The sequence below is a fragment of the Apilactobacillus xinyiensis genome (genome assembly GCF_019656235.1).
Lineage (GTDB): Bacteria > Bacillota > Bacilli > Lactobacillales > Lactobacillaceae > Apilactobacillus > Apilactobacillus xinyiensis.
The window spans coordinates 26,863-50,397 of record NZ_BPLL01000010.1; the positions used below are offsets into that span (position 1 = coordinate 26,863).

Genomic DNA, 23,535 nt, shown 5'->3' on the forward strand with positions numbered 1-23,535 from the left:
AAGACTTTGTTTTTCATGATATACTTATTTAATAATTTAACTGTATAAAATATTTAAAAATTAGGAGTTCTATTTGTTATGAAAATGTCACTTGCTGAAATCAATCGAGCGGTGGACTCAAAAAGCGATGTTAGTAAATATCAAGACATCGAAGTTACTAGCGTTGCATTTGATAGTCGTAATTTAAAACCAGGCGCATTATTTATTCCGTTGGTTGATAAAAATGACGGCCATGATTATATTAATGATGCCATTAAAAATGGTGCAGTTGCTACTTTATGGCAAAATAATCATAAGAACCAACCGTTAGATTTTCCTGTTTTGCAGGTTAATGACACTTTAGATGCATTACAAGAATTAGCTAAATATTATTTAATTAAAATTAATCCTAGAGTTATTGCTGTGACTGGTAGTAATGGTAAAACTACAACTAAAGATATGATAGCATCAGTTCTTTCAACTCAATTTAATGTTACTAAAACGCACGCTAATTTTAATAATGAGATTGGTGTTCCAATTACTGTATTGTCTATGGAACCAAATACTGAAATGTTAGTTATTGAAATGGGAATGGATCGTCCAGGTCAATTAGATCATTTAAGTCGTTTAGTTCAACCAGATATCGCAATTATTACCATGATAGGGGAAGCTCATATTGAGTTCTTTGGGACTCGTGATAAAATTGCCGACGCCAAGATGGAAATTACTCATGGATTAAAAGCTGATGGTACTTTTGTTTATAATGGGGATGAACCTCTATTAAATGAAAGAGCTGAAGATTTAAACTTTAGAAAATTTACATTTGGAAGTCATAAAAATAATGATTACTATGTTGAATCAATAAATAACTTAGGTAACGCTATTAATTTTGAAGCTAACAAATGGGAAAATACCCAATTTAAAATTAATATGTTAGGTAATTACAATGTTAACAATGCTTTAGCTGCTTTAGTTGTGGGTGATTTATATCATATTCAAACCAGTAATTTGCAACAGGCTTTGGATAAATTACAAGTTACTGAAAACCGAGCTGAATGGATTAATGGTAGCAAAGGTGAACGTATTCTTAGCGATGTATATAATTCTAATCCAACAGCAGTTAAAGAAGTTTTGAAGGCTTTTACTAACGATTCATCTGATAAAAGGAAAATAGTTGTTTTAGGTGATATGTTAGAACTAGGTAGTAAGTCTAAAGAACTACATGAATCTTTAGCTGATAGCTTTGACATTAATAGAATTCAAAAAGTTTATCTAATAGGTGATGACATTAAATCACTTTATGATAAACTTAAATTAGCGTATCCAGCTGATAAGGTAATTTATTATCAGACTAAGCATTTAAGAGATTTAAGCGAAGCCTTGAATGATGACATTTCTGAAAATGATGAGGTTTTATTAAAAGCTAGTCATGGGATTCATTTGGAAAAAGTTTTGAATCATTTAACTACTGAAAAATAGTTTATTTGCTTATTTGATATAAAAGGTTTAATATGTTTTAGTTACGTGTTTTACAATTATAAATTTTGTTCAATCAAATAGTTAGTGCTTTATTGGAAAACGGATTTTTTCCAGGCTAATTATGGTATTGTTCATAAATGTTTCGTTTAGGAGGAAACATATTTGAAGTTTAGAGAATTAGGATTATCCGAAGATTTGTTAAAGGCAATTGAAGAAAAGGGATTTAAAGAAGCTACTCCAATTCAAGCGGAGACAATTCCACTAACCCTTAAAGGTAAAGATGTTATTGGTCAAGCTCAAACTGGTACAGGAAAAACTGCTGCATTTGGCTTACCAATTATAGAAAACATTGACTTAGACAACCCCAATGTTCAAGCATTGATTATTTCACCAACTCGTGAATTAGCAATACAAACACAAGGTGAAATTAAAAAGTTTGGTAAATTTAAGGGAATCGATGTAGCTGCTGTATACGGTGGCTCTGACATTAGAAGACAAATTAGTACATTAAAAAGACATCCTAGAGTAGTTGTTGGTACTCCAGGAAGATTATTAGATCATATTAATCGTCGTACTTTAAAATTAGGGCATGTTAAGACTTTAGTTTTAGATGAAGCTGATGATATGTTAGACATGGGATTTTTAGATGATATTGAAAGTATTATCAAACAAGTTCCTGAAGAAAGACAAACCTTGTTATTCTCAGCTACTATGCCACAACCAATCAAACGTGTTGGTGTGCAATTTATGAAAGATCCTCAACAAATAACAATTAAAGCTAAAGCAGTTACAACTGATTTAATTGATCAATATTATATTAAAGTTAAACAATTTGAAAAATTTGATGTTATGACTCGTTTCTTTGATATTCAAGCACCAAAGGTAACAATTGTATTTTGTCGTACTAAACGTCGTGTAGATGAAGTAGCCAAAGGACTTTTACTAAGAGGTTATTCAGCTGCTGGATTACACGGTGATTTAACTCAAAATCGTCGTTCACAAATTTTACGTGAATTTAAAAATGAAAAAATTGATGTTTTAGTTGCAACTGATGTTGCGGCTAGAGGAATTGATGTATCAGGAGTTACTCACGTATACAATTATGATATTCCTCAAGATTCCGAAAGTTATGTTCACCGTATTGGTCGTACAGGTAGAGCCGGTAATCATGGGGTTTCAATGACTTTTGTTGAACCAAATGAAATGAGTTACTTAAGAGATGTTGAAAAATTAACTAAAGTTAGAATGATGCCACTTAAGCCACCTTCGGCTGACGAAGCACTTAGTGGACAACTATCTGTAGCAAGTAAAGAAATTAGTTCATTACTTAAAAAATTATCAGTTGATAAATTTTCTAAGACTGCTGATGAATTACTTGAACAATATGATGCTAAAGACTTAGTAGCTCTACTTTTAAGTAAGATGACTAGAAACCAAGTTAAAGTTCATATAACACCAGAACGTCCTTTACCAAACCGTAAGGGTGGACACAACAAATTTGGTGGTAGAAATAAACGTCGTGGCGGATTTAAAAAACGCTATGGCAATGGTGGTAATAGACATCATAATGATCGTCATTCAAGAAATAATAATGATAGCCATCATAGTAACAATTATAGAAGTAATAAGAGTAACAATTCAAAACGTCCTAATAAGTCTTTTACAATTAAACATAAAGACTAATATAAAAGCTATTAATTTATTAATAAATTAATAGCTTTTTTGGTTTTATAGAATTACAATAGATGTTATTACGTATAATTGTGAGGTAATATTATGGCTGTTGGATTGCATCGAAATGCTAAAATTGTCATTAATAAGGATGCTTTATTTAAAAATATAAAAGCAGAAAAAGATAGATTAGATTCTAAAACAAGTTTATTTGCTGTAGTGAAAGCTAATGCATATGGACATGGAGCAGTAGAAGTAGCTGAAATAGCTAAACAAGCAGGTGCTAGTGGATTTTGCGTAGCTATTTTGGATGAAGCCCTTGAGCTTCGAGAAGCAGGCTTTAAAGACCCAATATTAGTACTAGGTATTAGTCGTGTTGAAGACATTGAATTGATTATGAATAATAATATTTCTATCTCAGTTTCATCGTTAGCTTGGATAAGAGAAGCTACTAAAATAATTCAAACTCACCAATTGAATGGAAAATTAAAAATTCATATTGCGTTAGATACAGGAATGGGCAGAATTGGTTTTCAAAATGTAAATGAATTAGGTGAATTTACAGAATACCTGGAAAATAGTAATAATTTTGATGTTGAAGGTATTTTTACGCATTTTTCAACTGCTGATTCGAAAGACAACAGCTACTTTAACAAGCAATTAGAAAAGTTTAAATCAATGAAATCCTTTTTACTTGATCATTTTGCACCTAAATATGTACATGTTTCTAATTCTGCTACTAGTTTATGGCATAGTGAATGTAATGGAAATATGATTCGATTTGGAGTAGTTATGTATGGATTAAATCCATCAGGAAACGATATTTCAGTTCCATATCAATTGAATCCAGTTTTGTCATTGACATCAGAGATTGTTCATTGTAAATTAGTGCCTAAAGGTAATGCTATTGGATATGGTGCAACTTATACTACTCAAAAAGACGAATGGATTGGGACAGTTCCAGTTGGCTATGCCGATGGATTTAATCGTAAGATGCAAGGTTTTTATGTTTTAGTTGATGGTATTAAGTGTCCCATTGTGGGTAGAGTATGTATGGATCAATTTATGATTAAACTACCTTATGAAGTGAATATGGGTACTAAAGTTGTTATAATAGGCGATAGTGGTCATGAGACTATTACATTATTTGATATTGCCCAGTATTGTGATACTATCCATTACGAAGTATCATGTAATTTGAGTAATCGTTTGCCACGATTTTATGTATAGCTCATTTACATTAGTTAATAATATTGTTTAGGAGTACTTAAAATATGACATTCAATAACAAAAACAGTTTCTCAGTGGTATTTAATGAAAATATTTCTAAAGAATTAGATAATTTTGTTAATGATTTATCTTTTAGCTTTGATAATAATGTTAGAGTTTTTATTAAGAAGTCATATTTTACTGATGATGAAATTATACAATCCATGATTAAGGGTTATTTAGAAATGGCTTCTTTGAATAGAGAGATAGTTTCAGAATTTAATGATTGTGAAGATGATGCTGAAATAAAATTAGATAAATACAGAAAAAATGAATTAAACTAGACAGGGGATGTCACGATGTCTAAAGTAGAAATAAAGCGTGGCGATATTTTTTATGCAGATTTATCACCTGTAGTAGGATCTGAACAAGGTGGGATGCGTCCCGTTTTGATTATCCAAAATAATATAGGAAATCATTACAGTCCAACTGTAATCGTTGCGGCAATTACAGCCAGGATATCCAAGCCTAAGATGCCTACGCATGTTGGAATTAGTTCTAAGAAAACTAAGATTGAAAAAAACTCGGTTGTATTATTAGAACAAATTAGAACAATTGATAAACAAAGATTGCATGATAAAGTTGCTAATTTAGACGAAAAGACAATGAAATTGATTGATAATGCACTTAGTTTAAGTGTGGGTTTGGGTAAAAGGAAGTAGCCTTATACATAAAAAGAGAGTTCGCTATAGCGAACTCTCTTTTCTTTTAATCTAATCGATTTTATTAATATTCATCATGTAAATCTTCAATTTCAGCTACTCTAAAAGATTTTCTTTCTAGTGCAGCAGTAATACGACTTAATAATTCTTTGTCTACTGAGTTAGGAAGGGTGAACATTACACGATGAACTAATTCTCCTTCTTGAGCATCTAAACTGATTACACTGGCAATAGAAGTGTATTTACTGATTATTTTTGACATTCCTTCTAAATCGCCACGATCACCGTGCGACAAGACCGTAACTACATAACTACCTATGTTAACATTCCAAGATTGTGATAACATATCTAGCAATCTAGTATGAGTTAAAATACCATAAAAATTATTGTTGTTATCTAGCACAGTGATATATGGTAAGTCTTTGATTGAAAAGAATACATAGAAGAAAGCGGAATTAATATTAACGAACTTAGTGGCATTTTTTAGTAAGGTTGTAACAGGTAATTGCATATCACCACCGCGAGACTTATGACGATAAATATGCATTTTATAAATATTTCCTCTAAAAATATTACCAGTGGTGTCTAAAACAGGTACACATCTAAAATCAGAATCTTCTAATACTTTTAAAGCTTCTTCTAATGTTGCATCTTCATTTAAAGTTGTTAAGCGACTCTTTGGTTTGACTAACGATTTCATTAACATAAACATATCTCCTTAAATTAGAAATTTTCTCATAAACACATTTTATCATAAAAATAATTCTAATATTTTAATTTGTATAATTTATTTATAAAATCACTGTTTTCAAAACTAGAATTAGTTGTGTTAATTAATCGATAATGTTGTTTTAAATAGGGAATAGCTTCGATATTGAAATCGTTGGGTGCATCTTTTGGTTCAGTTAGTTCAACAAATTCATTATTTTTGTTTTTTAAATATTCTAATTGACTATTATGAACTTTTTTATAAGCGGTCATGTTAATTTGAGCAAAATATTTATTATGTGGAACGATTCCGGCAACTGTGTAAATTCCTACGTCTAGGTTTCCATAATTTAGTAATGTTTTTTGCTGACCTTTATTTATTAACTTGGCATATTTAATTTGAAAAATATTATTACCGTAAAATTGCTTAATAGCTAATGGTAGTGAATTATTAGTTATAGTACACATACCTAAACAGGCTAAGATATAAATACCTACTTTTAATTTAGTTAAATGAATAGACAAATTATTAGCAAAATTAGCAATTGTTAAAATGAAAAACAATAGATATGCGCTTAAGCCTACCATGTAGTATCGATAATTATTGCTAGCGCCCATTATAACGATTAAGTTAGTTAAGAGAGTGGTTAAAATTAAAGCGATGTTATTTATCTTTTTATAATTTATCAATACATATACTATTCCAATTATGAATAATATAGCGATTATGTCATTTTCTTTTCCGGCTAGGGGAAACATGATTATATTTTTTATGACATTAATAAATGTAAATGAATTTTTGTGATAATAATTTAAATTTAGATAAAAATACACATAGAATAAATCTGATAACGCCTTATTGATCCAATAAAATATGATTATTGGAACAGTTATTATAGCAAACCCAGTCATGAAGTTAATAATTAATTGTAAAATTTTTTTATAGTCTTTATGCATTAAAAAATAAATAAAGATATAACCAAAAAAGCCAATCCAAGGGGCAACTAAAGTATATTTAGTCCAAAAAGCTATTCCTACAAAGACAGCTTGCAAAATATATATACGTTTAGGCATTTTATCTATAGAATATTGCAAACTATGGTATATCATAACTATTATCATTGGAGTGATAAATTCCTCTGGTAAATCACCATTTTCAAAAAAGTATGAATTAAATATAATTGGAATAATTAAAAAAACTACTAATTGTGCAATTTTGTTTTTGAAAAATAAGTTAACTATTTTGTGGGTGTATATTAAATCAATTGATAGTGCAATAGATTCAAAGATATAAATACCTAAAAAAGATTTGTAAGAAATTAAAGCTGCAATACTATGCATGAAGTATATAAGGGGACCTCTTTGATCGAATAAGTCTTTGTAAGGTAGCATACCATTCCATAAACTTTTCCCGATTGTGAACATCATATTAGCATCCCAGGCACTGTTAACTTTAAAAATGGGGGATGCTGAAGTTAAAATTAACATTGCTATGAATCCTACAACAATGTATAAAAAGTTTAATTTTTGATTATGTAGCATTTTATTCACCTGTTTTTTTTAATAAAATAACCGAGCCATCTATTCAGACAGCTCGGTTATTTTTAGTCAACAGTCATTAAATTAACTATTAGCTATTATTTTAAAGCATCCATGCCTTTTTCAGCAGTTTCTTTTAAAGTCTTAGCTGAAGCAGCCATTTTTGCTTTTTCATCTTCACTTAATGGAACTTCCATAACCTTAGCAATACCTGAAGCGTTAACTACAGCTGGAGTACCAATGTAGATATCGTTTAAGCCATATTCACCATTCATTGGTGCACCAACAGGCAATACTGAGTTTTCATCACGTAAAATAGCGCGAGAAATTCTCATTAATGCAGTAGCAACACCGTAGAAAGTAGCACCTTTCTTGTTAATGATAGTGTATGCTTTGTTTCTAGTTTCATCTTCTAGTTTTAGTAAGTCATCTTTACTTAGACCAGCTTCCTTAGCAACGTCTAATAATGGACGTGAACCAACAGTAGCTTCGTCAATAGCAGCAAATTCTGAATCACCATGTTCACCCATAATGTATGCATTTACATCAGCAGGGTTAACACCTAGTTTTTTACCAACAGCAACTTGGAAACGAGTTGTGTCCAATGAAGTACCTGAACCAACAACCTTTTCTTTTGGCCAACCTGAAAGTTTTTGTACACCATAAGTTAAGATGTCAACTGGGTTAGCAGCTACAAGGAAAATACCTTGGAAGCCAGAATCAACAACTGGTTTAACAATTGAAGATAAAATCTTTAAGTTTTTACCTACTAAGTCTAAACGACTTTCACCAGGTTTTTGAGGTGCACCAGCAGTAATAACTACTAAGTCAGCATCCTTACAATCACTGTAATCACCTGAGTAGATGTTCTTAGGAGCAGTGAATACTTGAGCATCTTCAAGATCCAATGCGTCCCCTTCAGTACGATCTTTGATAATATCAACGATGACGAATTCTTCGCCGATTCCTTGTTGCATCATAGCAAATGCGTATGATGAACCAACGGCACCGTCACCAACTAAAACGACTTTTTGATGTTTTAAAGCCACAATAACCATCCCTTCAAAATCAAATTTAAAGTTCCAAAGAAAATTATATCATGAAATTATAAATTCTAAAGGATTTGTATTGAAATCTTGTAATTAAAGTCTATTTTAGATATAATTTTAAGTTTTAAACTACGCAATTAAGTGCAAATTTTGACTATGATATAATTACAGTTAATTAAGCAATACAAAGGGGATTTTTTGTTATGAAAATGATTGTGGGATTAGGAAATATTGGACCACAATATGATGGCACTAGACATAATACTGGTTTTTCAGTGGTAGATGATTTTGCTGAATCAAACAACATATCACTTTCTACTATCAAGATGAATGCCAAAATCGGTTCAGGAATTATAGATGGTGAAAAAGTAATTCTAGTTGAACCAACTACTTTTATGAACGAATCTGGTCGAGCAGTTAGACCTTTGATGGATTTTTATAAATTAGATATAGAAGATTTAATTGTAGTGTATGATGACATGGATTTACCGGTTGGTAAAATTCGCCTAAGAAGTCATGGATCTGCTGGTGGTCATAATGGAATTAAAAGTTTAATTGCACATTTGCAAACTGATAAATTTTATCGCATAAAAGTGGGTACGGACCATCCTAAACGTCAAAGTGTCGTTGATTATGTTTTAGGTAAATTTACTGATGAACAAAAACCACATTTTGATGAAGCTAAAATTCAGGCTAATAAAGCTTTATTAGATTGGGTCAATGAAGTAGATTTTAATAAATTAGAAAACACGTATAACTAAAGTTTAGGTGAAAGGGAGCTTTTAATTTGCAATTAAGTCAGTTTTTTACAGAATTACCAGATTATAAAAAAATAAAAAGCGAACTAGAACCCAAACAAAGACAACTGGTTACAGGTTTATCTGGTTCTGCCAAAACAATGTTTTTAGCTAGCTTAATGCAAGATACTAAAAAGCCAATATTAGTTGTAACAGATACTTTAGCTCATGCTAATGGTTTATCTGAAGATTTACGAAATTTATTGCCAGATGAGCAAGTTATGGAATTTCCAGTTGAGGAGTTATTAGCTGCTGAAATATCAACTAGTTCACCACAATTTAAATTGCAACGAGTTGAAGCTTTAACAGCCTTGCAAAGTGATAATCCGGTTATCATAGTTACTTCAATATCTGGCACTAGACGTTATTTGCCTACGCCAGATAACTTTAAATCTTCGATTATAGATTTGAAAGTTGGCAATGATTATGAAATAACAAACTTACGTAATGAATTGTTTGATTTAGGTTATGTTCCACAAAAAATGGTTTCCGCACCAGGTGAGTTTTCAATTCGTGGTTCAATTGTTGACATTTATCCACTAAATAATGAATATCCAATTAGATTAGATTTTTTTGATACAGAAATTGATTCATTACGTTTTTTTGATGTTTCTAATCAAAGAAGTATAGAAAATATTGATTCTTTTTCCATTATTCCAGCTAGTGATTTTATATTTAGAAATAGTGATAAGCAATCAGCAGCTAAAGCGATGCAAAAAGACCTAAATAACGAGTTAAAATCGATTGCTGACGATAAACTAAAACATTTATTAAGTAATAATGTCCAACCAGTTATAGATGATCTAAAAAATAGTATAGTTGGATCACAAGCTTTATTATTTTCTAAATACTTGTTTAATACACCGGCTTCAATTTTTAATTACTTAAATGATAATGGTATAGCTGTTTTTGATGATTATAGTCGTTTATTAGATTCTAATCGCCAGTTAGTTTCAGATGAACAAAATTGGTTAGAAATGAAAATTGAAAATGCTGAAGTATTACCAAACTTGAAATTAGGATTTGATTTTTTAAAACTTTTTAAGGGACTAAATCAAACTGAAATTTTGTTATCAATGTTTCAAAAAGGTTTAGGTCGAATGAAGCTTGTACAAATTAGTGATTTAAAAGTGAGACCAATGCAGAAGTTCTTTGGCCAAATTCCAATGCTAAAAACTGAAATTGATCGTTGGAAAAAGCAAAAAGATACCGTTGTAATTATGGTTAAAGATGCTTCTAGAATTCAAAAAGTTAATAAAACCTTAGAAGATTTTGAAATTAAGGCAGTTCAAACTAGTTCAGATAAAATTTTAGAACATGAAGTGCAAATTATTCCAGAAAATCTTAATAATGGTTTTGAAATTCAGATAGCTCAAATGGCTATAATTACTGAATCGGAAATGTTTGCTAAGGTTAATAAACGTAAACCTAGGCGACAAACTTTTTCTAATGCCGAACGAATTAAAAGCTACTCGGATTTAAAACCAGGGGATTATGTTGTTCATGTAAATCATGGTATCGGTCAATATAAAGGGATGCAAACCATGGAAGTTGATGGGAAGCATCAAGACTATATGACAATTGATTATCGTGATAATGCACAGCTCTTCATTCCGGTTACGCAGTTAAATTTAATTCAAAAATATGTATCTTCAGAAGATCGTCATCCTAGAGTAAATAAACTAGGTGGTTCTGAATGGCAAAAAACTAAGCGTAAAGTACAGAGCAAAATAGAAGATATTGCAGATGATTTGATTGCTTTATATGCTAAACGTTCTGCTGAAAAGGGGTTTGCATTTCCTAAAGATGATGAATATCAGCATAAATTTGAAGATGAATTTCCGTACCAAGAAACACCTGATCAATTGAGAAGTGCTGAAGAAATTAAGCATGATATGGAACAATCGCATCCAATGGATAGGCTATTGGTTGGTGACGTTGGATATGGTAAAACTGAAGTGGCTTTAAGGGCAGCCTTTAAAGCAGTTGAAGCTGGCAAACAAGTAGCTTTTTTAGTGCCTACAACGGTTTTAGCACATCAACATTATGAAACAATGCGCAATCGCTTTGAATCTTTTCCAGTCAATATATCTGTTCTATCTAGATTCAGAAGTCGCAAACAAGTAACTGAAACTAAACAAGGATTAGCTGATGGTAGTATTGACATTGTTGTAGGAACCCATCGACTATTGTCAAAAGACATTAAGTTTCATGATCTAGGCCTTTTAATGGTTGATGAAGAACAACGTTTCGGAGTTAAACACAAAGAAAAAATCAAACAATTAAAAGATAATGTCGATGTTTTAACTTTAACTGCAACACCAATTCCTAGGACTTTAAATATGTCCATGATGGGGGTTCGTGATTTATCGGTTATCGAAACTCCCCCTGCTAATCGTTATCCTATTCAAACTTACGTAATGGAAGAAAATGCTGGAGCGATTAGAGAGGGTATTACGCGTGAATTACAACGTGGTGGTCAAGTTTTTTATATGCATAATCGAGTTAATGACATAGAAGAAACTGTTAATCATCTACAAGCTTTATTACCGGATGCACGAATTTCTTACATCCATGGTCAAATGACTGAAAATCAATTGGAAACTATTTTATATGATTTTGTAAATGGTGATTATGATGTTTTAGTGACTACCACGATTATTGAAACTGGGGTGGACATCCCTAATGCTAATACATTATTTGTGGAAAATGCAGATCATATGGGACTATCACAGCTGTATCAAATTAGAGGACGAATTGGTCGGTCCAATCGATTAGCTTATGCATATTTTATGTATAAACCCAACAAGGTGTTGACTGAAGTTTCTGAAAATAGGCTAGAGGCCATTCGTGATTTTACCGAGTTAGGTTCAGGATTCAAAATTGCTATGCGTGATTTGTCATTACGTGGAGCTGGAAACTTATTAGGTAAGCAACAGTCCGGGTTTGTAGATTCAGTTGGATATGATTTATATACGCAAATGCTATCTGATGAAGTTGCTCGAAAACGTGGTAAAAAAGTATTGCCTAAAGTTAATTCTAATATTGAATTAGGTATAGAAGCATATTTACCTTCAGAATATATTCATGATTCACAACAAAAAATTGAAATTTACAAACGTATTCGTCAAATGGAAAATAATGATCAATATATGGAAATTCAATCTGATATTATTGATCGTTTTGGTGAATATCCCCAAGCAGTTAGTAATTTACTATCAATTGGTAAATTAAAAATGTTTGCTGATACAGCATTAATTGAACAAATAAAACGCCAACAAAATACAATTAATATTATTTTTTCAGAATCCGGGACCGAGTCTTTAAATACTAAAACATTATTAAAATGTATTTCTGAAACCAATTTTAGGTCGACAATTAGTGACCATGATAATAAAATACAAGTTAAACTTATTATTCAACCTAATAGTGAATTAACAGGTTGGTTAAATGGTTTAATTGAATTAGTAACTTTATTTGAACGGGAAATTGGTAAAATTAATGATGAAAAATAATCAAATGAACGTTTTGATGAAGGGAGCAATGTTATTAACCATTGCTTCCTTTATTTCCAAAGTATTAAGTGCAGCCTATCGTGTGCCTTTCCAAAACATGGTTGGAAACATAGGATTCTACGTTTATCAACAAGTTTATCCTATCTATGGAATTGGTACAGCATTGACTTTAAGTGGTTTGCCAGTTTTAATATCACGATTGATTGCTAAACAATCTAATTTAGACGATAAATTAGCATTAACTAAGCAAATTTTTAAATTGCTAGCTACTTTTGGAATAATAGTATTCATACTTTTAAATTTATTTGCGGTTAATATAGCTATGCTAATGGGTGATATACGTTTACACTCAGGTATTAGTGCCATCAGTTGGATGTTTTTAATAATGCCATTTTTAGCAACTGGAAGAGGTTATTTTCAAGGTAATATGAATATGTTACCCACTGCATATTCACAAACTATAGAGCAAGTAATTCGAGTTTCAATAATTTTAGGAGTTGCTTATCTTTATACCAAAGGATTATTTAATCCTTATACTATGAGCAAATATGCAATGCTTTCAGTAGTTATAGCAGGGTTATTTGCCATGTTAGTGTTGCTTTACTTTACACGTAAACATGGTTTTACGTTTAATCACAGTAGAAATGTAATTCCCTATAATAAATTAATTAAAATTATTACTCTTGAAGGAGGTACCATTTGTTTAGCTTCTTCGGTCATGGTGCTTATGCAGTTAATTGATTCATTTACATTGCGAAAAAATTTGGTTAACTTTGGTATGTCAAATTTAGCATCGCAAATGTCTAAAGGTATCTATGATCGTGCGCAACCCATGGTACAACTGGGATTAGTAATTGGAATGGCATTTGCTTCAGCTTTATTACCAACTTTGGTTCTAAATAAAAATAATCGTACAATTTTTAACAAAATTCTATCTAATGTAATGCACATTAGTTTAACTTTAACTGCAGCAGTAGCAGTTGGAATGCTTAGCTTAATGCCATTGATTAACACAGTTTTATTTGGTAATTCACAGGGAAGTTATGTAATTGGAGTTTATTGTTTAAGCATAATTTTTGCTACTCTAATTATCGTTTATAGTAGTGTTTTGCAAAGTCGTGGTAATTTCAAAATAATTTTATTTTCAATTTTAGTGGGAATAATTATTAAAATTATCCTAACTAAGTTGATGGTAGTTCATCTAGGTATGCTTGGGGGTAGCTTGTCTACTTTAATGGCTTTAATGTTGGCATTTGAGACCAGTTGGTTGTTGTCTAAAAACTATATAAATATAAAAATATTTAGCTTTAAATATTTTTATAAGCTTCTTTTAAACTTAATTTTGATGTATTCTTTTGAAGTTTTAAGTTTAAAAATGTTTAGTGCTTATATTGATTTTTCCGACCATCGTCTAATATCACTATTAATATTAATGCTATTAGCAGCTTTAGGAGCAACTTTATATTTAACGATTACGGTAAAATTTAGACTATTAACTGTTGATGAATTATCAACGATTCCCTTTTTAGGTAAATATTTAAAAAATGAATGAGAGGTTTTAATATGAGACTAGATAAATTTTTAAAAACAGCTAGAATCATTAAAAGACGTACTATTGCTAAAGAAATTGCTGATCAAGGTAGAATATTAGTTAATGATCGTGTAGCAAAGTCTTCAACTGATGTTCATCCATCAGACAAAATGATTATAAAATTTGGAAATAAGACATTAACCATTCAGGTTCACGAAGTATTAGAAACTACTAAAAAGGCTGATGCTTCTCGTATGTATAGTGTTTTAGATGAAAGTTATGAGCATGATTATTCACAGATATAGTATTTCAATGGAGGAATGAGACATGAGTTCAAATAAAATTAGTCACTTAAACAATGCTTATACTAGAAACAAAAAATTACACAGTGCTGGTTTAATGCGAGCTCGTAAAAAACGTGCGATTATACTAATTTCATTTTTTCTATTGACTTTTATGATGTTCATTTTTCAAATTGTACACACACGGATTCAAACACGTAATTTAATTAATCAAGAAAAAAGGCAAAGTCAGCTGTTACATGAACAGCAATCAGAGAAAAAGAACTTACGTTTAAAAGTAAAACAGTTGTATAATAATGATTACTTAGAACAATTAATTCGTGAAAGATACTATTACACTAAAAAAGGTGAAACAGTATACAGTTTGCCTGGCGATGTTTCTAAGGACGTTACACAAAATTAATTATTTATATACAATAATTGTTTATTCAGTGATATACTAAAATTACTTATTTTTATAGGAGGATATTCTTTATTTATGGCTATTGAAGTGGGAACAAAAGTTTCCGGTAAGGTTTCTGGAATTACTAATTTTGGTGCATTTGTTGATTTAGGTGATCATAAGACAGGATTAGTTCACATAAGTGAAATTTCAGATGGGTTTATCAAAGATATTCACGATGTTTTAAAAGTTGGCGATGAAGTGACTGTTAAAGTTATTTCAGTTGGTGATGATGGAAAAATTGCTCTTTCAATTAGAAAAGCACAGGCTCCTTCTGAAAAGAAAGAATTCAGCAAGAGTAACAACGAAAATCATCATCGTGGCGGTCATTTTAACAACCATTCTAAAGGAGAATATCGTCATAATAATGGTGGCGAACATAAGAAAAAAGACTTTGATGATTTAATGAACAACTTTTTAAAAGATAGTGAAAGTAGATTAGCTACTATTAAAAAGAACACCGAAGGTAAACGTGGTGGCCGTGGTGGCCGTCGCAGTTAAAACAAAAAAATGATTAGGGATTTTCCTTAATCATTTTTATTTTAACAATTTTTTGAAGAGGGTTTTAAATTGGTAAAACAAAACCGAGTTTTTGATAATTTTTTTAACCAAGTGCGAGACAATCATTATTGGTCACAAAATGATCCGGTAGTAGTAGCGGTGTCAACCGGAGTAGATTCAATGGTTTTATTAGATTTACTGACTAAGTTGCCACCTACATTAAAGCCGAAAATAATTGTTGCACACATAAATCATAAGCTACGTAAGCAAAGTGAGAAAGAACAAATATTTTTACAAAAATACTGCCAACAAAATGGCTTGATTTTTGAATTAAGTATCTGGGCTAAAAACATGCATCCTGCTACAGGCATTGAAGCAGCCGGTCGACAATTTAGATATGCTTTCTTTAAAAAGGTTATGCATAAGTATAATGCACGAATTTTAATGACGGCACATCATGCGAACGATCAAGCTGAAACTGTTTTGATGAAACTAATTCGTGGAAATTATATTTCTGGACTATCTGGAATTGAATTAAAACGGTCGTTTGACACAGGGGAACTAATTCGCCCACTACTTAAATTTAAAAAAAATGATATTAAGCAGTATGCGATAAAAAATGAAGTTAAATGGTTTGAAGATGTTACTAATAAAGATTTAGATGTTCAAAGGAATCGATTTAGAAATGTTATCTTACCACTGATGCAAAAAGAAAATTCGCATGCGGTTGAACATATTGGTGAATTTTCCGAAGAATTAAACGATTTGAAAAAAACTAATGAATTTTTATTAAAGCAAACTTTGAAGTATGTTTGGAATTCAAAAAATGATAGCTTAAATATTAAGTCATTATTTAAATATCCAGACTATATACAAAAGTCATTAATAGTATATTTAATCTTTCACAAAAAAAACATTAAAAATGTAAAGCCTAAACTGATAGATGAAATTTTAACGTTATTGAAAAATTCACATAAACCACAAGCTAAATTTCGATTAACTAAAGATGTTTATCTGACTAAAAACTATAATTTATGTACAATTAATGACGATAATAACGAAACTTTAGTGAATGATGCTAAAACAACATCACTATTAATTAATCATTGGTACAAAGCTATTGCGGGATTTTCTTTTGGAGTATTTGATGAACAATTTAATTATAATGCATTGAATGAAATAGATAGAAAGTCAACTTTTTATTTAAATGATAAACAATTGCCCTTAATAGTGCGTTTGACCAATAAAAATGATAAAATAACTTTAAAAAATGGTGGACATCAATCCGCTAAAAGAATTTTTATTAATAAAAAAGTACCTAATTTTTTTCGCGAAAGAGCTCAAACGTTGTTAGATAAAGATGGCAGAGTGCTATCGATAATTGGATATAGTGAATCAACTATTTTAAAATCTACCGATAAACGTTATACTCTATTAGTTAAAGGGATAAATTTGAAAGGGGAAGAACATGAATAACGATATTCTTAAAACACTTTATAGCGAAGAGGATATAAAACAAGCTTGTAAAAAACTTGGTAAACAAATTTCTGAAGATTATAAGGGAAAAACACCAATTATAATTGGCGTTTTAAAGGGTGCTATTTTCTTTATGACAGATATGGTTCGTGAAATGGATATTTATACTAAGTTAGATTTTATTGACGTTTCTAGCTACAATGGTGGTACTAAATCTTCAGGTTCTGTTAAATTAATTAAAGATATTGATATAGATGTTAATGGTCAAGATATTATCTTTATGGAAGATATTATTGATACAGGCCGTACTTTAAAATATTTAAAAGAACTATTAGCTGATAGAGGTGCTAATTCAATTAAGGTATGTACATTAATGGATAAACCAGAAGGTCGAGTAGTTGAAGTGAAAGCCGATTATGTAGGTTTTGAAGTACCTAATGAATTTGTTGTTGGATATGGCTTGGACTATGATGGTAAATATCGTAATCTTCCCTATGTTGGTGTGTTAAAACCTAAAATTTATTCAGATCAATAAAAATCAATTCAAATTCTTTGTTTTTACTATGATATTGTATATCATAATATAACGTATCGCTTTTATCGTGATATAATGATGATAATAAATTATGTGCTGATTAATAATATCAGCACTTTTTAGAGGAGGCAGTTAATGAATAATAAGGGAAAAGGAATATTTAAAAATAGTCTTTTCTATATTGTTTGTTTGCTAATTTTGATGGGAGTATTTTTTGCCATTGGTGGTAGAAATGGTTCTGGTCAAAGTCAAGCAATTCAATCAAGCCAATTCGTTAATGATTTAAAGAGTAATAAAGTTAAAAGCTTTTCTGTTCAACCTTCGGGTGGCGTTTATCAAGTTTCTGGTCAATACAGAACTGAACAAAATGCTGAATCACAAAAGAATTATGGCTTTACTTTAGGAAATTCTAGAAGTAATACTAAGGTTTCTTCATTTACAACAACTGTTTTGAAGAATAATAGCACTATCTCTGAAATTACTAATTATTCTAGAAAAAATGATGTCAAGATGGGTGCAAAAGCTGCTGAAACTAATGGTTTCTGGGTAAATCTTTTAGTTTCAGTACTTCCATTAGTACTTATTTTTGTATTTTTCTTCTATATGATGAGTCAAGCTGGTGGCCAAGGTGGTCAAGGTGGAATTATGAAATTCTCCAAGAGCAAGGCTAAACCTACTAGCAGCAAAGATAACAATGTAAGATTTTCCGATGTTGCGGGTGAAGAAGAAGAAAAACAAGAATTAGTAGAAGTTGTTGAATTTTTGAAAAACCCTAAGAAGTTCTCTAAATTGGGTGCAAAAATTCCTCATGGTGTATTACTTGAGGGACCTCCTGGTACAGGTAAAACTTTATTAGCTAAAGCTGTTTCTGGTGAGGCAGGGGTTCCTTTCTATTCTATTTCTGGTTCTGATTTCGTTGAAATGTTTGTCGGTGTTGGTGCTAGTCGAGTTCGAGATTTATTTGAACAAGCTAAGAAATCTGCTCCAGCAATTATTTTCATTGACGAAATTGATGCCGTTGGTCGTAAACGTGGCGCCGGAATGGGTGGTGGTCACGATGAACGTGAACAAACTTTAAATCAGTTGTTAGTAGATATGGATGGTTTTAGTGGTAATGAAGGAGTTATTGTTATCGCTGCTACTAACCGTGCTGATGTTTTAGATCCTGCTTTGACTAGACCAGGTCGTTTTGATCGTAAAGTTTTAGTGGGTCGTCCAGATGTACGTGGTAGAGAAGCTATTTTAAAAGTTCATGCTAAGTCTAAACCATTAGCAGAAAATGTTGATTTAAAAGAGATTGCTAAACAAACACCTGGATTCGTAGGTGCTGATTTGGCTAACTTGTTAAATGAAGCTGCATTGCTAGCTGCACGTAGAAACAAATCTGAAATTGGCCCAGATGAATTAGATGAGGCTGAAGATCGTGTAATTGCTGGTCCCGCTAAGAAGAGTCGTGTAGTTAATGCACAAGAACAAAAAACAGTTGCTTACCATGAAGCAGGTCATACAATTGTGGGTCTTGTTTTAAATGATGCACGAGTTGTTCATAAGGTTACAATTGTACCTCGTGGACGTGCTGGAGGTTATGCAATTATGTTACCTCGAGAAGATCAACAATTAATGTCTAAGAAAAACGCAATGGAACAGATTGCTGGTTTAATGGGTGGTAGAACTGCTGAGGAAATAATCTTTAATTCAGAATCTTCCGGAGCATCTAATGACTTTGAACAAGCTACTAATTTGGCTAGAGCAATGGTTACGCAATATGGAATGAGCAAGAAAATTGGTACTGTACAATTAGAAAGTCCTTCTCAAGATCCATATTCAGGTAGAAAATATTCTGAACGTACTGCTTCTGAAATCGACGAAGAAGTTCGTCGTATCATTAATGAAGCTCATGAAAATGCACGTGAAATTATTGAATCTCACCGTGAACAACATGAATTAATTGCTAAGGCTTTGCTTAAGTATGAAACTTTAGACGAAAAGCAAATATTGAGTTTGTATCATGATGGTAAAATGCCAGAAGATGATGATAAATCTGAATTTCCAAGTGAACATGCTACAACATTTGAAGAATCTAAAGAACAATTAGAAGAACGTGAAAATTCAGAGGCTGAAAATACAAATAATAAAGCTCAAGAAAATTCTAGTTCTGATGTTAAAGACGAAAATGATAAATCCAATAAGGACTAATTAAAGAAACGTGGGCGAATTCTTTCACTCACGTTTTTTTACGATTATAAATACTAATATGAAAGAGGAATAATTATGAGCGATTATTTAACTAAAAGTGTAACTAATGACGGTATGTTTAGAGCATATGCTATAACTGCTACTGATACAGTACAAGAAGCTCAAGAAAGACATAAAACATGGCCAACTGCTTCAGCGGTTTTAGGAAGAAGTTTAGTTGGGGGAGTTTTATTGGCTTCTTCTGTTTTGAAGGGTAAAGAGACTATGACCATAAAAATTCAAGGTGATGGTCCCGCAGGCATGATTGTTGTAGATGCTGATGCTAATGGAAATGTTAAGGGATATATGCATAATCCAAATGTTGATATTCCTTTAAACAAGCACCATAAATTAGACGTAGGTGGAGCTGTTGGTAAAAATGGTTTCATGCAAGTTATGAAAAGTTTGGGTGGAAATGAACCTTATACTAGTGAAGTTCAATTAGTTTCTGGTGAAATTGGTGATGATTTTACTTACTATTTAGCACAATCAGAACAAATCCCATCAGCAGTTGGGGTTTCAGTATATGTTAATGATGATAACAATATAGGTGCAGCCGGTGGATATTTGATTCAAGTTATGCCAGGTGCTTCTGATGATGCAATTTCTAAGTTAGAAAAACGTTTGAAGTCTTTGCCAATGATCTCTGAATTAATTTTATCTAAGCAAAAACCAGAAGATATTTTAAAATTAATCTTTGGTGAGGATAATTTAAAAATATTGGATAACATGCCGGTTCAATTCAAGTGTGATTGTAGTAAACAAAAATTTGCTGATAAAATTATTGGAATTGGTTCAAAAGAAATCGAGTCAATTATTGAAGAGGATCACGGAGCTAAGGTTGTATGTAATTTCTGTCAAAATGTTTACGACTATAGTGAAGATGATTTAAAAGCCATGAAGGTTTTGGCTGATGCCAGAAAAAAATACTAAAAAAGATGATGATAAAGAATAGCGAGGTAAAATACTATGGAATGGCAAATAGGCGACGTTAAAATTCCTAATCGTTTAGTAGTAGCACCTATGGCTGGTGTAACTAATCCAGCATTTAGAATTATATGTAAAGAATTTGGTGCAGGATTAGTAGTTTGTGAAATGATTTCTGACCGTGGCATTATGTATAAAAACAAAAAAACCTTAGATATGATGTTTGTAGATCCCAAAGAGCATCCTATGAGTATCCAAATTTTTGGTGGAACTAAGGAAACATTGGTTGAGGCTGCTAAATTCGTAGATCAAAAAACTTCTGCAGACATCATTGATATCAATATGGGATGCCCTGTAAATAAAGTAGTTAAAACTGATGCTGGTTCTAAATGGTTATTAGACCCAGATAAAGTATATGAAATGGTTTCTTATGTAACTGATGCTGTTAAAAAACCAGTTACTGTAAAAATGCGTACTGGTTGGGACAGTGATCATATCTACGCGGTGCAAAATGCTCTAGCAGCTGAAAAAGCTGGAGCATCAGCTATTGCAATGCATGGACGTACTAGAAAACAAATGTATCAAGGTCACTCTGATTGGAATGTCTTAAAAGAGGTCGCTAGCAATTTAACAATTCCTTTTATGGGAAATGGGGATGTTGTCACTCCTCAAGATGCTAAGAAGATGTTAGAAGATGTTGGCGCAGATGCTGTAATGATTGGCCGAGCGGTTGAAGGAAATCCGTGGATGCTTACACAGACTAAGCATTATTTAGAAACAGGTGAATTGTTACCTGAACCAAGTGTAGAATCTAAAATAGCCACTGCCAAAGAACACTTGCATCGATTAGTTGGTGTTAAGGGTGCCAATGTTGGACCTAGAGAATTTAGAGGACAAGCTGCATATTATCTTAAGGGAATTTCACATTCTGCTAGAACTAGAGCAGCTTTAAATAGTGCTGATACTGAACAAAAAATGATTGACATTTTCGATAAATTCTTAGAAAAAAATCAAAAACGTGCAAATAGAACAAATTAATCAAAATTCTATTTTATGTTGTTAGTAATTTTTATGGTATGATTATTAATATAACAATTTAATAACTTATGGAGGTTTTAGTGTGGCACAAGAAAAGCAAATGAATGATCAACTCCGTGTTCGTCGCCAAAAAATGGACGAATTACGTGAAGAAGGCATTGATCCTTTTGGTCATCGTTTTGAACGTACTAATTTAGCACAACAACTACATGACAGTTATAACGATTTAACTAAAGAAAAATTAGAAGAATTAGATAAAAACGTTAAAATTGCTGGTCGAATGGTTGCTAAACGTGGAAAAGGTAAAGTAGGCTTTGCTGATATTCAAGACCGTTCTGGACGTATTCAAATTTACGTTAGAAAAGATGTTATTGGTGAAGAAAAATACCATATCTTTAAGCGCTCAGATTTAGGTGATCATTTAGGAATCGAAGGCCAAGTTATTAAGACTGATATGGGAGAATTAACAGTTAAGGTAAGTTCTGTTACCTTCCTTTCTAAAGCTTTACGTCCCTTACCAGATAAATTTCATGGTTTACAAAATAAAGAACAAAAATATCGTCAACGTTATTTAGATTTAATTGCTAATCGTGATAGTTTTGATCGTTTCCAAAAACGTAGCAAAATTATTTCAGCAATTAGAAACTTTTTAGATAATGAAATGGATTGTACAGAAGTTGAAACACCAGTGCTTCATAATCAAGCTGGTGGGGCTAGTGCACGTCCATTTATTACTCATCATAATGCATTAGATATTGATTTATATCTAAGAATTGCTCTTGAACTTCATTTAAAACGATTAATCGTAGGTGGAATGGAAAGAGTTTATGAAATTGGACGAGTATTTAGAAATGAAGGAATGGATACTGACCATAATCCAGAATTTACTGAATTAGAATCATACATTGCTTATTTTGACTTCCATGATGTTATGGATGAAACTGAAGGAATCTTTAAAGCCGCTGCTAAAGTTGTTTCTGATAATGGTAAAATCACTTACCAAGGAAATGAAATTGACTTTAACAAGCCTTTTGAACGTCTTCACATGGTAGATGCCATTAAACAATATACTGGTGTAGACTTTTGGAAAGAAATGAGCTTAGAAGATGCCAGATCATTAGCTGATGAACATCATGTCAGCTATGAAAGTTATTGGAAAGTTGGACATATTATAAATGCATTCTTTGAAGATCTTGTACAACCTAAAATTCAAAATCCAACATTTATTTATGGACATCCATTAGAAATATCACCATTAGCTAAAAAGAATGCTGATGATCCAAGATTTACAGATCGTTTTGAACTATATGTTTTAGGCATGGAATATGCTAATGCATTTACTGAACTTAATGATCCAATCGATCAAAAAGCTAGATTTGAGGCTCAAGCAGCTGAAAAAGCTCAAGGAAATGATGAAGCTCAACCAATCGATAATGACTTTGTTGAATCATTGGAATACGGTATGCCTCCAACAGGTGGTTTAGGAATTGGAATCGATCGTTTAGTAATGCTATTAACTGATGCTAAATCTATTCGTGACGTGTTATTATTCCCAACTATGAGACCTGAAGAAGAAGAATAGTTATAAAAAAGGAAATTAATTTAAATTAATTTCCTTTTTTTATTGACATTTTTTAAAATACACGGTATATTATTACTTGCGCTGTTAAATGTGCATATCACTTAAATATTTAAATGTTAACAAATTAAAAAAAGTTGTTGACATTACAAAATATAAATGATATTATTAAATAGTTGTCGTTAAGGCGATGACAAAATAGATTAGATCTTTGAAAACTGAACAAGATTTTGATAATCGATGATGTGTAAGGAACTTACGAAAGTAAGTAATTAAACATTGCGAAGTCAATTCGCTTATA

The 23,535-nt window shown here is 31.5% G+C and carries 20 protein-coding genes; 17 read left to right on the forward strand and 3 right to left on the reverse strand.

Features of this window, described 5'->3' with window-relative positions; genetic code table 11:
* Window positions 1–78: 78 nt before the first annotated feature.
* From K5Q11_RS03480 to K5Q11_RS03500, 5 genes are all read left to right on the forward strand, one after another.
* Window positions 79–1,458, forward strand: a complete 1,380-nt coding sequence (locus tag K5Q11_RS03480) for a UDP-N-acetylmuramoyl-tripeptide--D-alanyl-D-alanine ligase (protein ID WP_220751252.1) — start codon at window positions 79–81, stop codon at window positions 1,456–1,458.
* A gap of 162 nt (window positions 1,459–1,620) precedes the next feature.
* Complete coding sequence (gene cshA / locus K5Q11_RS03485; RefSeq protein WP_220751253.1) at window positions 1,621–3,141, forward strand: degradosome RNA helicase CshA; 1,521 nt, start codon at window positions 1,621–1,623, stop codon at window positions 3,139–3,141.
* 93 nt (window positions 3,142–3,234) lie between these two features.
* Window positions 3,235–4,359: an alanine racemase gene (alr, locus tag K5Q11_RS03490; protein ID WP_220751254.1), complete on the forward strand. Its 1,125-nt coding sequence runs from the start codon at window positions 3,235–3,237 to the stop codon at window positions 4,357–4,359.
* A 44-nt stretch (window positions 4,360–4,403) separates the two neighbouring features.
* The gene (locus K5Q11_RS03495; RefSeq protein WP_220728851.1) at window positions 4,404–4,682 is read left to right on the forward strand and encodes an antitoxin; all 279 of its coding nucleotides are present in this window, start codon (window positions 4,404–4,406) and stop codon (window positions 4,680–4,682) included.
* A gap of 15 nt (window positions 4,683–4,697) precedes the next feature.
* Window positions 4,698–5,060, forward strand: coding sequence for a type II toxin-antitoxin system PemK/MazF family toxin (locus tag K5Q11_RS03500; RefSeq protein WP_220728852.1), 363 nt, complete (start codon window positions 4,698–4,700; stop codon window positions 5,058–5,060).
* A gap of 64 nt (window positions 5,061–5,124) precedes the next feature.
* Here K5Q11_RS03500 and cbpA read toward each other — a convergent pair whose 3' ends face one another.
* The 3 genes from cbpA to K5Q11_RS03515 all read right to left on the reverse strand — a co-directional run bounded on the left by cbpA (window position 5,125) and on the right by K5Q11_RS03515 (window position 8,356).
* The gene (cbpA, locus tag K5Q11_RS03505) at window positions 5,125–5,766 is read right to left on the reverse strand and encodes a cyclic di-AMP binding protein CbpA (RefSeq protein WP_220728853.1); all 642 of its coding nucleotides are present in this window, start codon (window positions 5,764–5,766) and stop codon (window positions 5,125–5,127) included.
* Window positions 5,767–5,825: 59 nt separating this feature from the next.
* Entirely contained in the window at window positions 5,826–7,310 is a 1,485-nt protein-coding gene (locus tag K5Q11_RS03510; RefSeq protein WP_220751255.1) for a glycosyltransferase family protein, read from the reverse strand.
* A gap of 95 nt (window positions 7,311–7,405) precedes the next feature.
* A complete protein-coding gene (locus K5Q11_RS03515; protein WP_220728855.1) occupies window positions 7,406–8,356 on the reverse strand; it encodes an L-lactate dehydrogenase in 951 nt (316 codons plus the stop codon).
* 203 nt (window positions 8,357–8,559) lie between these two features.
* On the opposite strand from K5Q11_RS03515, the gene pth reads away from it, so the two are divergent.
* The 12 genes from pth (at window position 8,560) to lysS (ending at window position 23,237) form a co-directional block, all read left to right on the forward strand.
* The gene (gene pth, locus K5Q11_RS03520; RefSeq protein WP_220728856.1) at window positions 8,560–9,117 is read left to right on the forward strand and encodes an aminoacyl-tRNA hydrolase; all 558 of its coding nucleotides are present in this window, start codon (window positions 8,560–8,562) and stop codon (window positions 9,115–9,117) included.
* A gap of 26 nt (window positions 9,118–9,143) precedes the next feature.
* The gene (gene mfd / locus K5Q11_RS03525; protein ID WP_220751256.1) at window positions 9,144–12,668 is read left to right on the forward strand and encodes a transcription-repair coupling factor; all 3,525 of its coding nucleotides are present in this window, start codon (window positions 9,144–9,146) and stop codon (window positions 12,666–12,668) included.
* Window positions 12,655–14,220, forward strand: coding sequence for a putative polysaccharide biosynthesis protein (locus tag K5Q11_RS03530; protein ID WP_220751257.1), 1,566 nt, complete (start codon window positions 12,655–12,657; stop codon window positions 14,218–14,220). Before mfd ends, K5Q11_RS03530 begins: the two co-directional genes overlap by 14 nt.
* Window positions 14,221–14,231: 11 nt before the next feature.
* Window positions 14,232–14,504 carry an RNA-binding S4 domain-containing protein gene (locus K5Q11_RS03535; protein WP_220728859.1) on the forward strand — a complete coding sequence of 91 codons (273 nt, stop codon included), beginning with the start codon at window positions 14,232–14,234 and terminating at the stop codon, window positions 14,502–14,504.
* A 22-nt stretch (window positions 14,505–14,526) separates the two neighbouring features.
* Window positions 14,527–14,904: an FtsB family cell division protein gene (locus K5Q11_RS03540; protein WP_220728860.1), complete on the forward strand. Its 378-nt coding sequence runs from the start codon at window positions 14,527–14,529 to the stop codon at window positions 14,902–14,904.
* Between the two features lie 75 nt (window positions 14,905–14,979).
* Window positions 14,980–15,444 carry a S1 domain-containing RNA-binding protein gene (locus K5Q11_RS03545; RefSeq protein ID WP_220728861.1) on the forward strand — a complete coding sequence of 155 codons (465 nt, stop codon included), beginning with the start codon at window positions 14,980–14,982 and terminating at the stop codon, window positions 15,442–15,444.
* A 69-nt stretch (window positions 15,445–15,513) separates the two neighbouring features.
* Window positions 15,514–16,920 (forward strand): tRNA lysidine(34) synthetase TilS, encoded by a 1,407-nt coding sequence (gene tilS, locus K5Q11_RS03550; protein WP_220751258.1) that lies wholly within the window; start codon window positions 15,514–15,516, stop codon window positions 16,918–16,920.
* Window positions 16,913–17,455 (forward strand): hypoxanthine phosphoribosyltransferase, encoded by a 543-nt coding sequence (hpt, locus tag K5Q11_RS03555; RefSeq protein ID WP_220728863.1) that lies wholly within the window; start codon window positions 16,913–16,915, stop codon window positions 17,453–17,455. The genes tilS and hpt overlap by 8 nt, the downstream gene beginning before the upstream one ends.
* A 135-nt stretch (window positions 17,456–17,590) precedes the next feature.
* A complete protein-coding gene (gene ftsH, locus K5Q11_RS03560) occupies window positions 17,591–19,651 on the forward strand; it encodes an ATP-dependent zinc metalloprotease FtsH (RefSeq protein WP_220751259.1) in 2,061 nt (686 codons plus the stop codon).
* 75 nt (window positions 19,652–19,726) lie between these two features.
* A complete protein-coding gene (gene hslO / locus K5Q11_RS03565; RefSeq protein WP_220751260.1) occupies window positions 19,727–20,623 on the forward strand; it encodes an Hsp33 family molecular chaperone HslO in 897 nt (298 codons plus the stop codon).
* A gap of 36 nt (window positions 20,624–20,659) precedes the next feature.
* The gene (dusB, locus tag K5Q11_RS03570; RefSeq protein WP_220751261.1) at window positions 20,660–21,655 is read left to right on the forward strand and encodes a tRNA dihydrouridine synthase DusB; all 996 of its coding nucleotides are present in this window, start codon (window positions 20,660–20,662) and stop codon (window positions 21,653–21,655) included.
* 82 nt (window positions 21,656–21,737) lie between these two features.
* Entirely contained in the window at window positions 21,738–23,237 is a 1,500-nt protein-coding gene (gene lysS / locus K5Q11_RS03575) for a lysine--tRNA ligase (protein ID WP_220728867.1), read from the forward strand.
* Window positions 23,238–23,535 lie beyond the last annotated feature (298 nt).

Excerpts from the sequence above, each read along its gene's own strand:
- K5Q11_RS03480 (WP_220751252.1), top strand. The coding sequence starts at position 79 with ATGAAAATGTCACTTGCTGAAATCAATCGAGCGGTGGACTCAAAAAGC.
- alr (WP_220751254.1), top strand. The coding sequence starts at position 3,235 with ATGGCTGTTGGATTGCATCGAAATGCTAAAATTGTCATTAATAAGGAT.
- K5Q11_RS03495 (WP_220728851.1), top strand. The coding sequence starts at position 4,404 with ATGACATTCAATAACAAAAACAGTTTCTCAGTGGTATTTAATGAAAAT.
- K5Q11_RS03500 (WP_220728852.1), top strand. The coding sequence starts at position 4,698 with ATGTCTAAAGTAGAAATAAAGCGTGGCGATATTTTTTATGCAGATTTA.
- cbpA (WP_220728853.1), bottom strand. The coding sequence starts at position 5,766 with ATGTTAATGAAATCGTTAGTCAAACCAAAGAGTCGCTTAACAACTTTA.
- K5Q11_RS03510 (WP_220751255.1), bottom strand. The coding sequence starts at position 7,310 with ATGCTACATAATCAAAAATTAAACTTTTTATACATTGTTGTAGGATTC.
- pth (WP_220728856.1), top strand. The coding sequence starts at position 8,560 with ATGAAAATGATTGTGGGATTAGGAAATATTGGACCACAATATGATGGC.
- K5Q11_RS03530 (WP_220751257.1), top strand. The coding sequence starts at position 12,655 with ATGATGAAAAATAATCAAATGAACGTTTTGATGAAGGGAGCAATGTTA.
- K5Q11_RS03535 (WP_220728859.1), top strand. The coding sequence starts at position 14,232 with ATGAGACTAGATAAATTTTTAAAAACAGCTAGAATCATTAAAAGACGT.
- K5Q11_RS03540 (WP_220728860.1), top strand. The coding sequence starts at position 14,527 with ATGAGTTCAAATAAAATTAGTCACTTAAACAATGCTTATACTAGAAAC.
- K5Q11_RS03545 (WP_220728861.1), top strand. The coding sequence starts at position 14,980 with ATGGCTATTGAAGTGGGAACAAAAGTTTCCGGTAAGGTTTCTGGAATT.
- hpt (WP_220728863.1), top strand. The coding sequence starts at position 16,913 with ATGAATAACGATATTCTTAAAACACTTTATAGCGAAGAGGATATAAAA.
- ftsH (WP_220751259.1), top strand. The coding sequence starts at position 17,591 with ATGAATAATAAGGGAAAAGGAATATTTAAAAATAGTCTTTTCTATATT.
- hslO (WP_220751260.1), top strand. The coding sequence starts at position 19,727 with ATGAGCGATTATTTAACTAAAAGTGTAACTAATGACGGTATGTTTAGA.
- dusB (WP_220751261.1), top strand. The coding sequence starts at position 20,660 with ATGGAATGGCAAATAGGCGACGTTAAAATTCCTAATCGTTTAGTAGTA.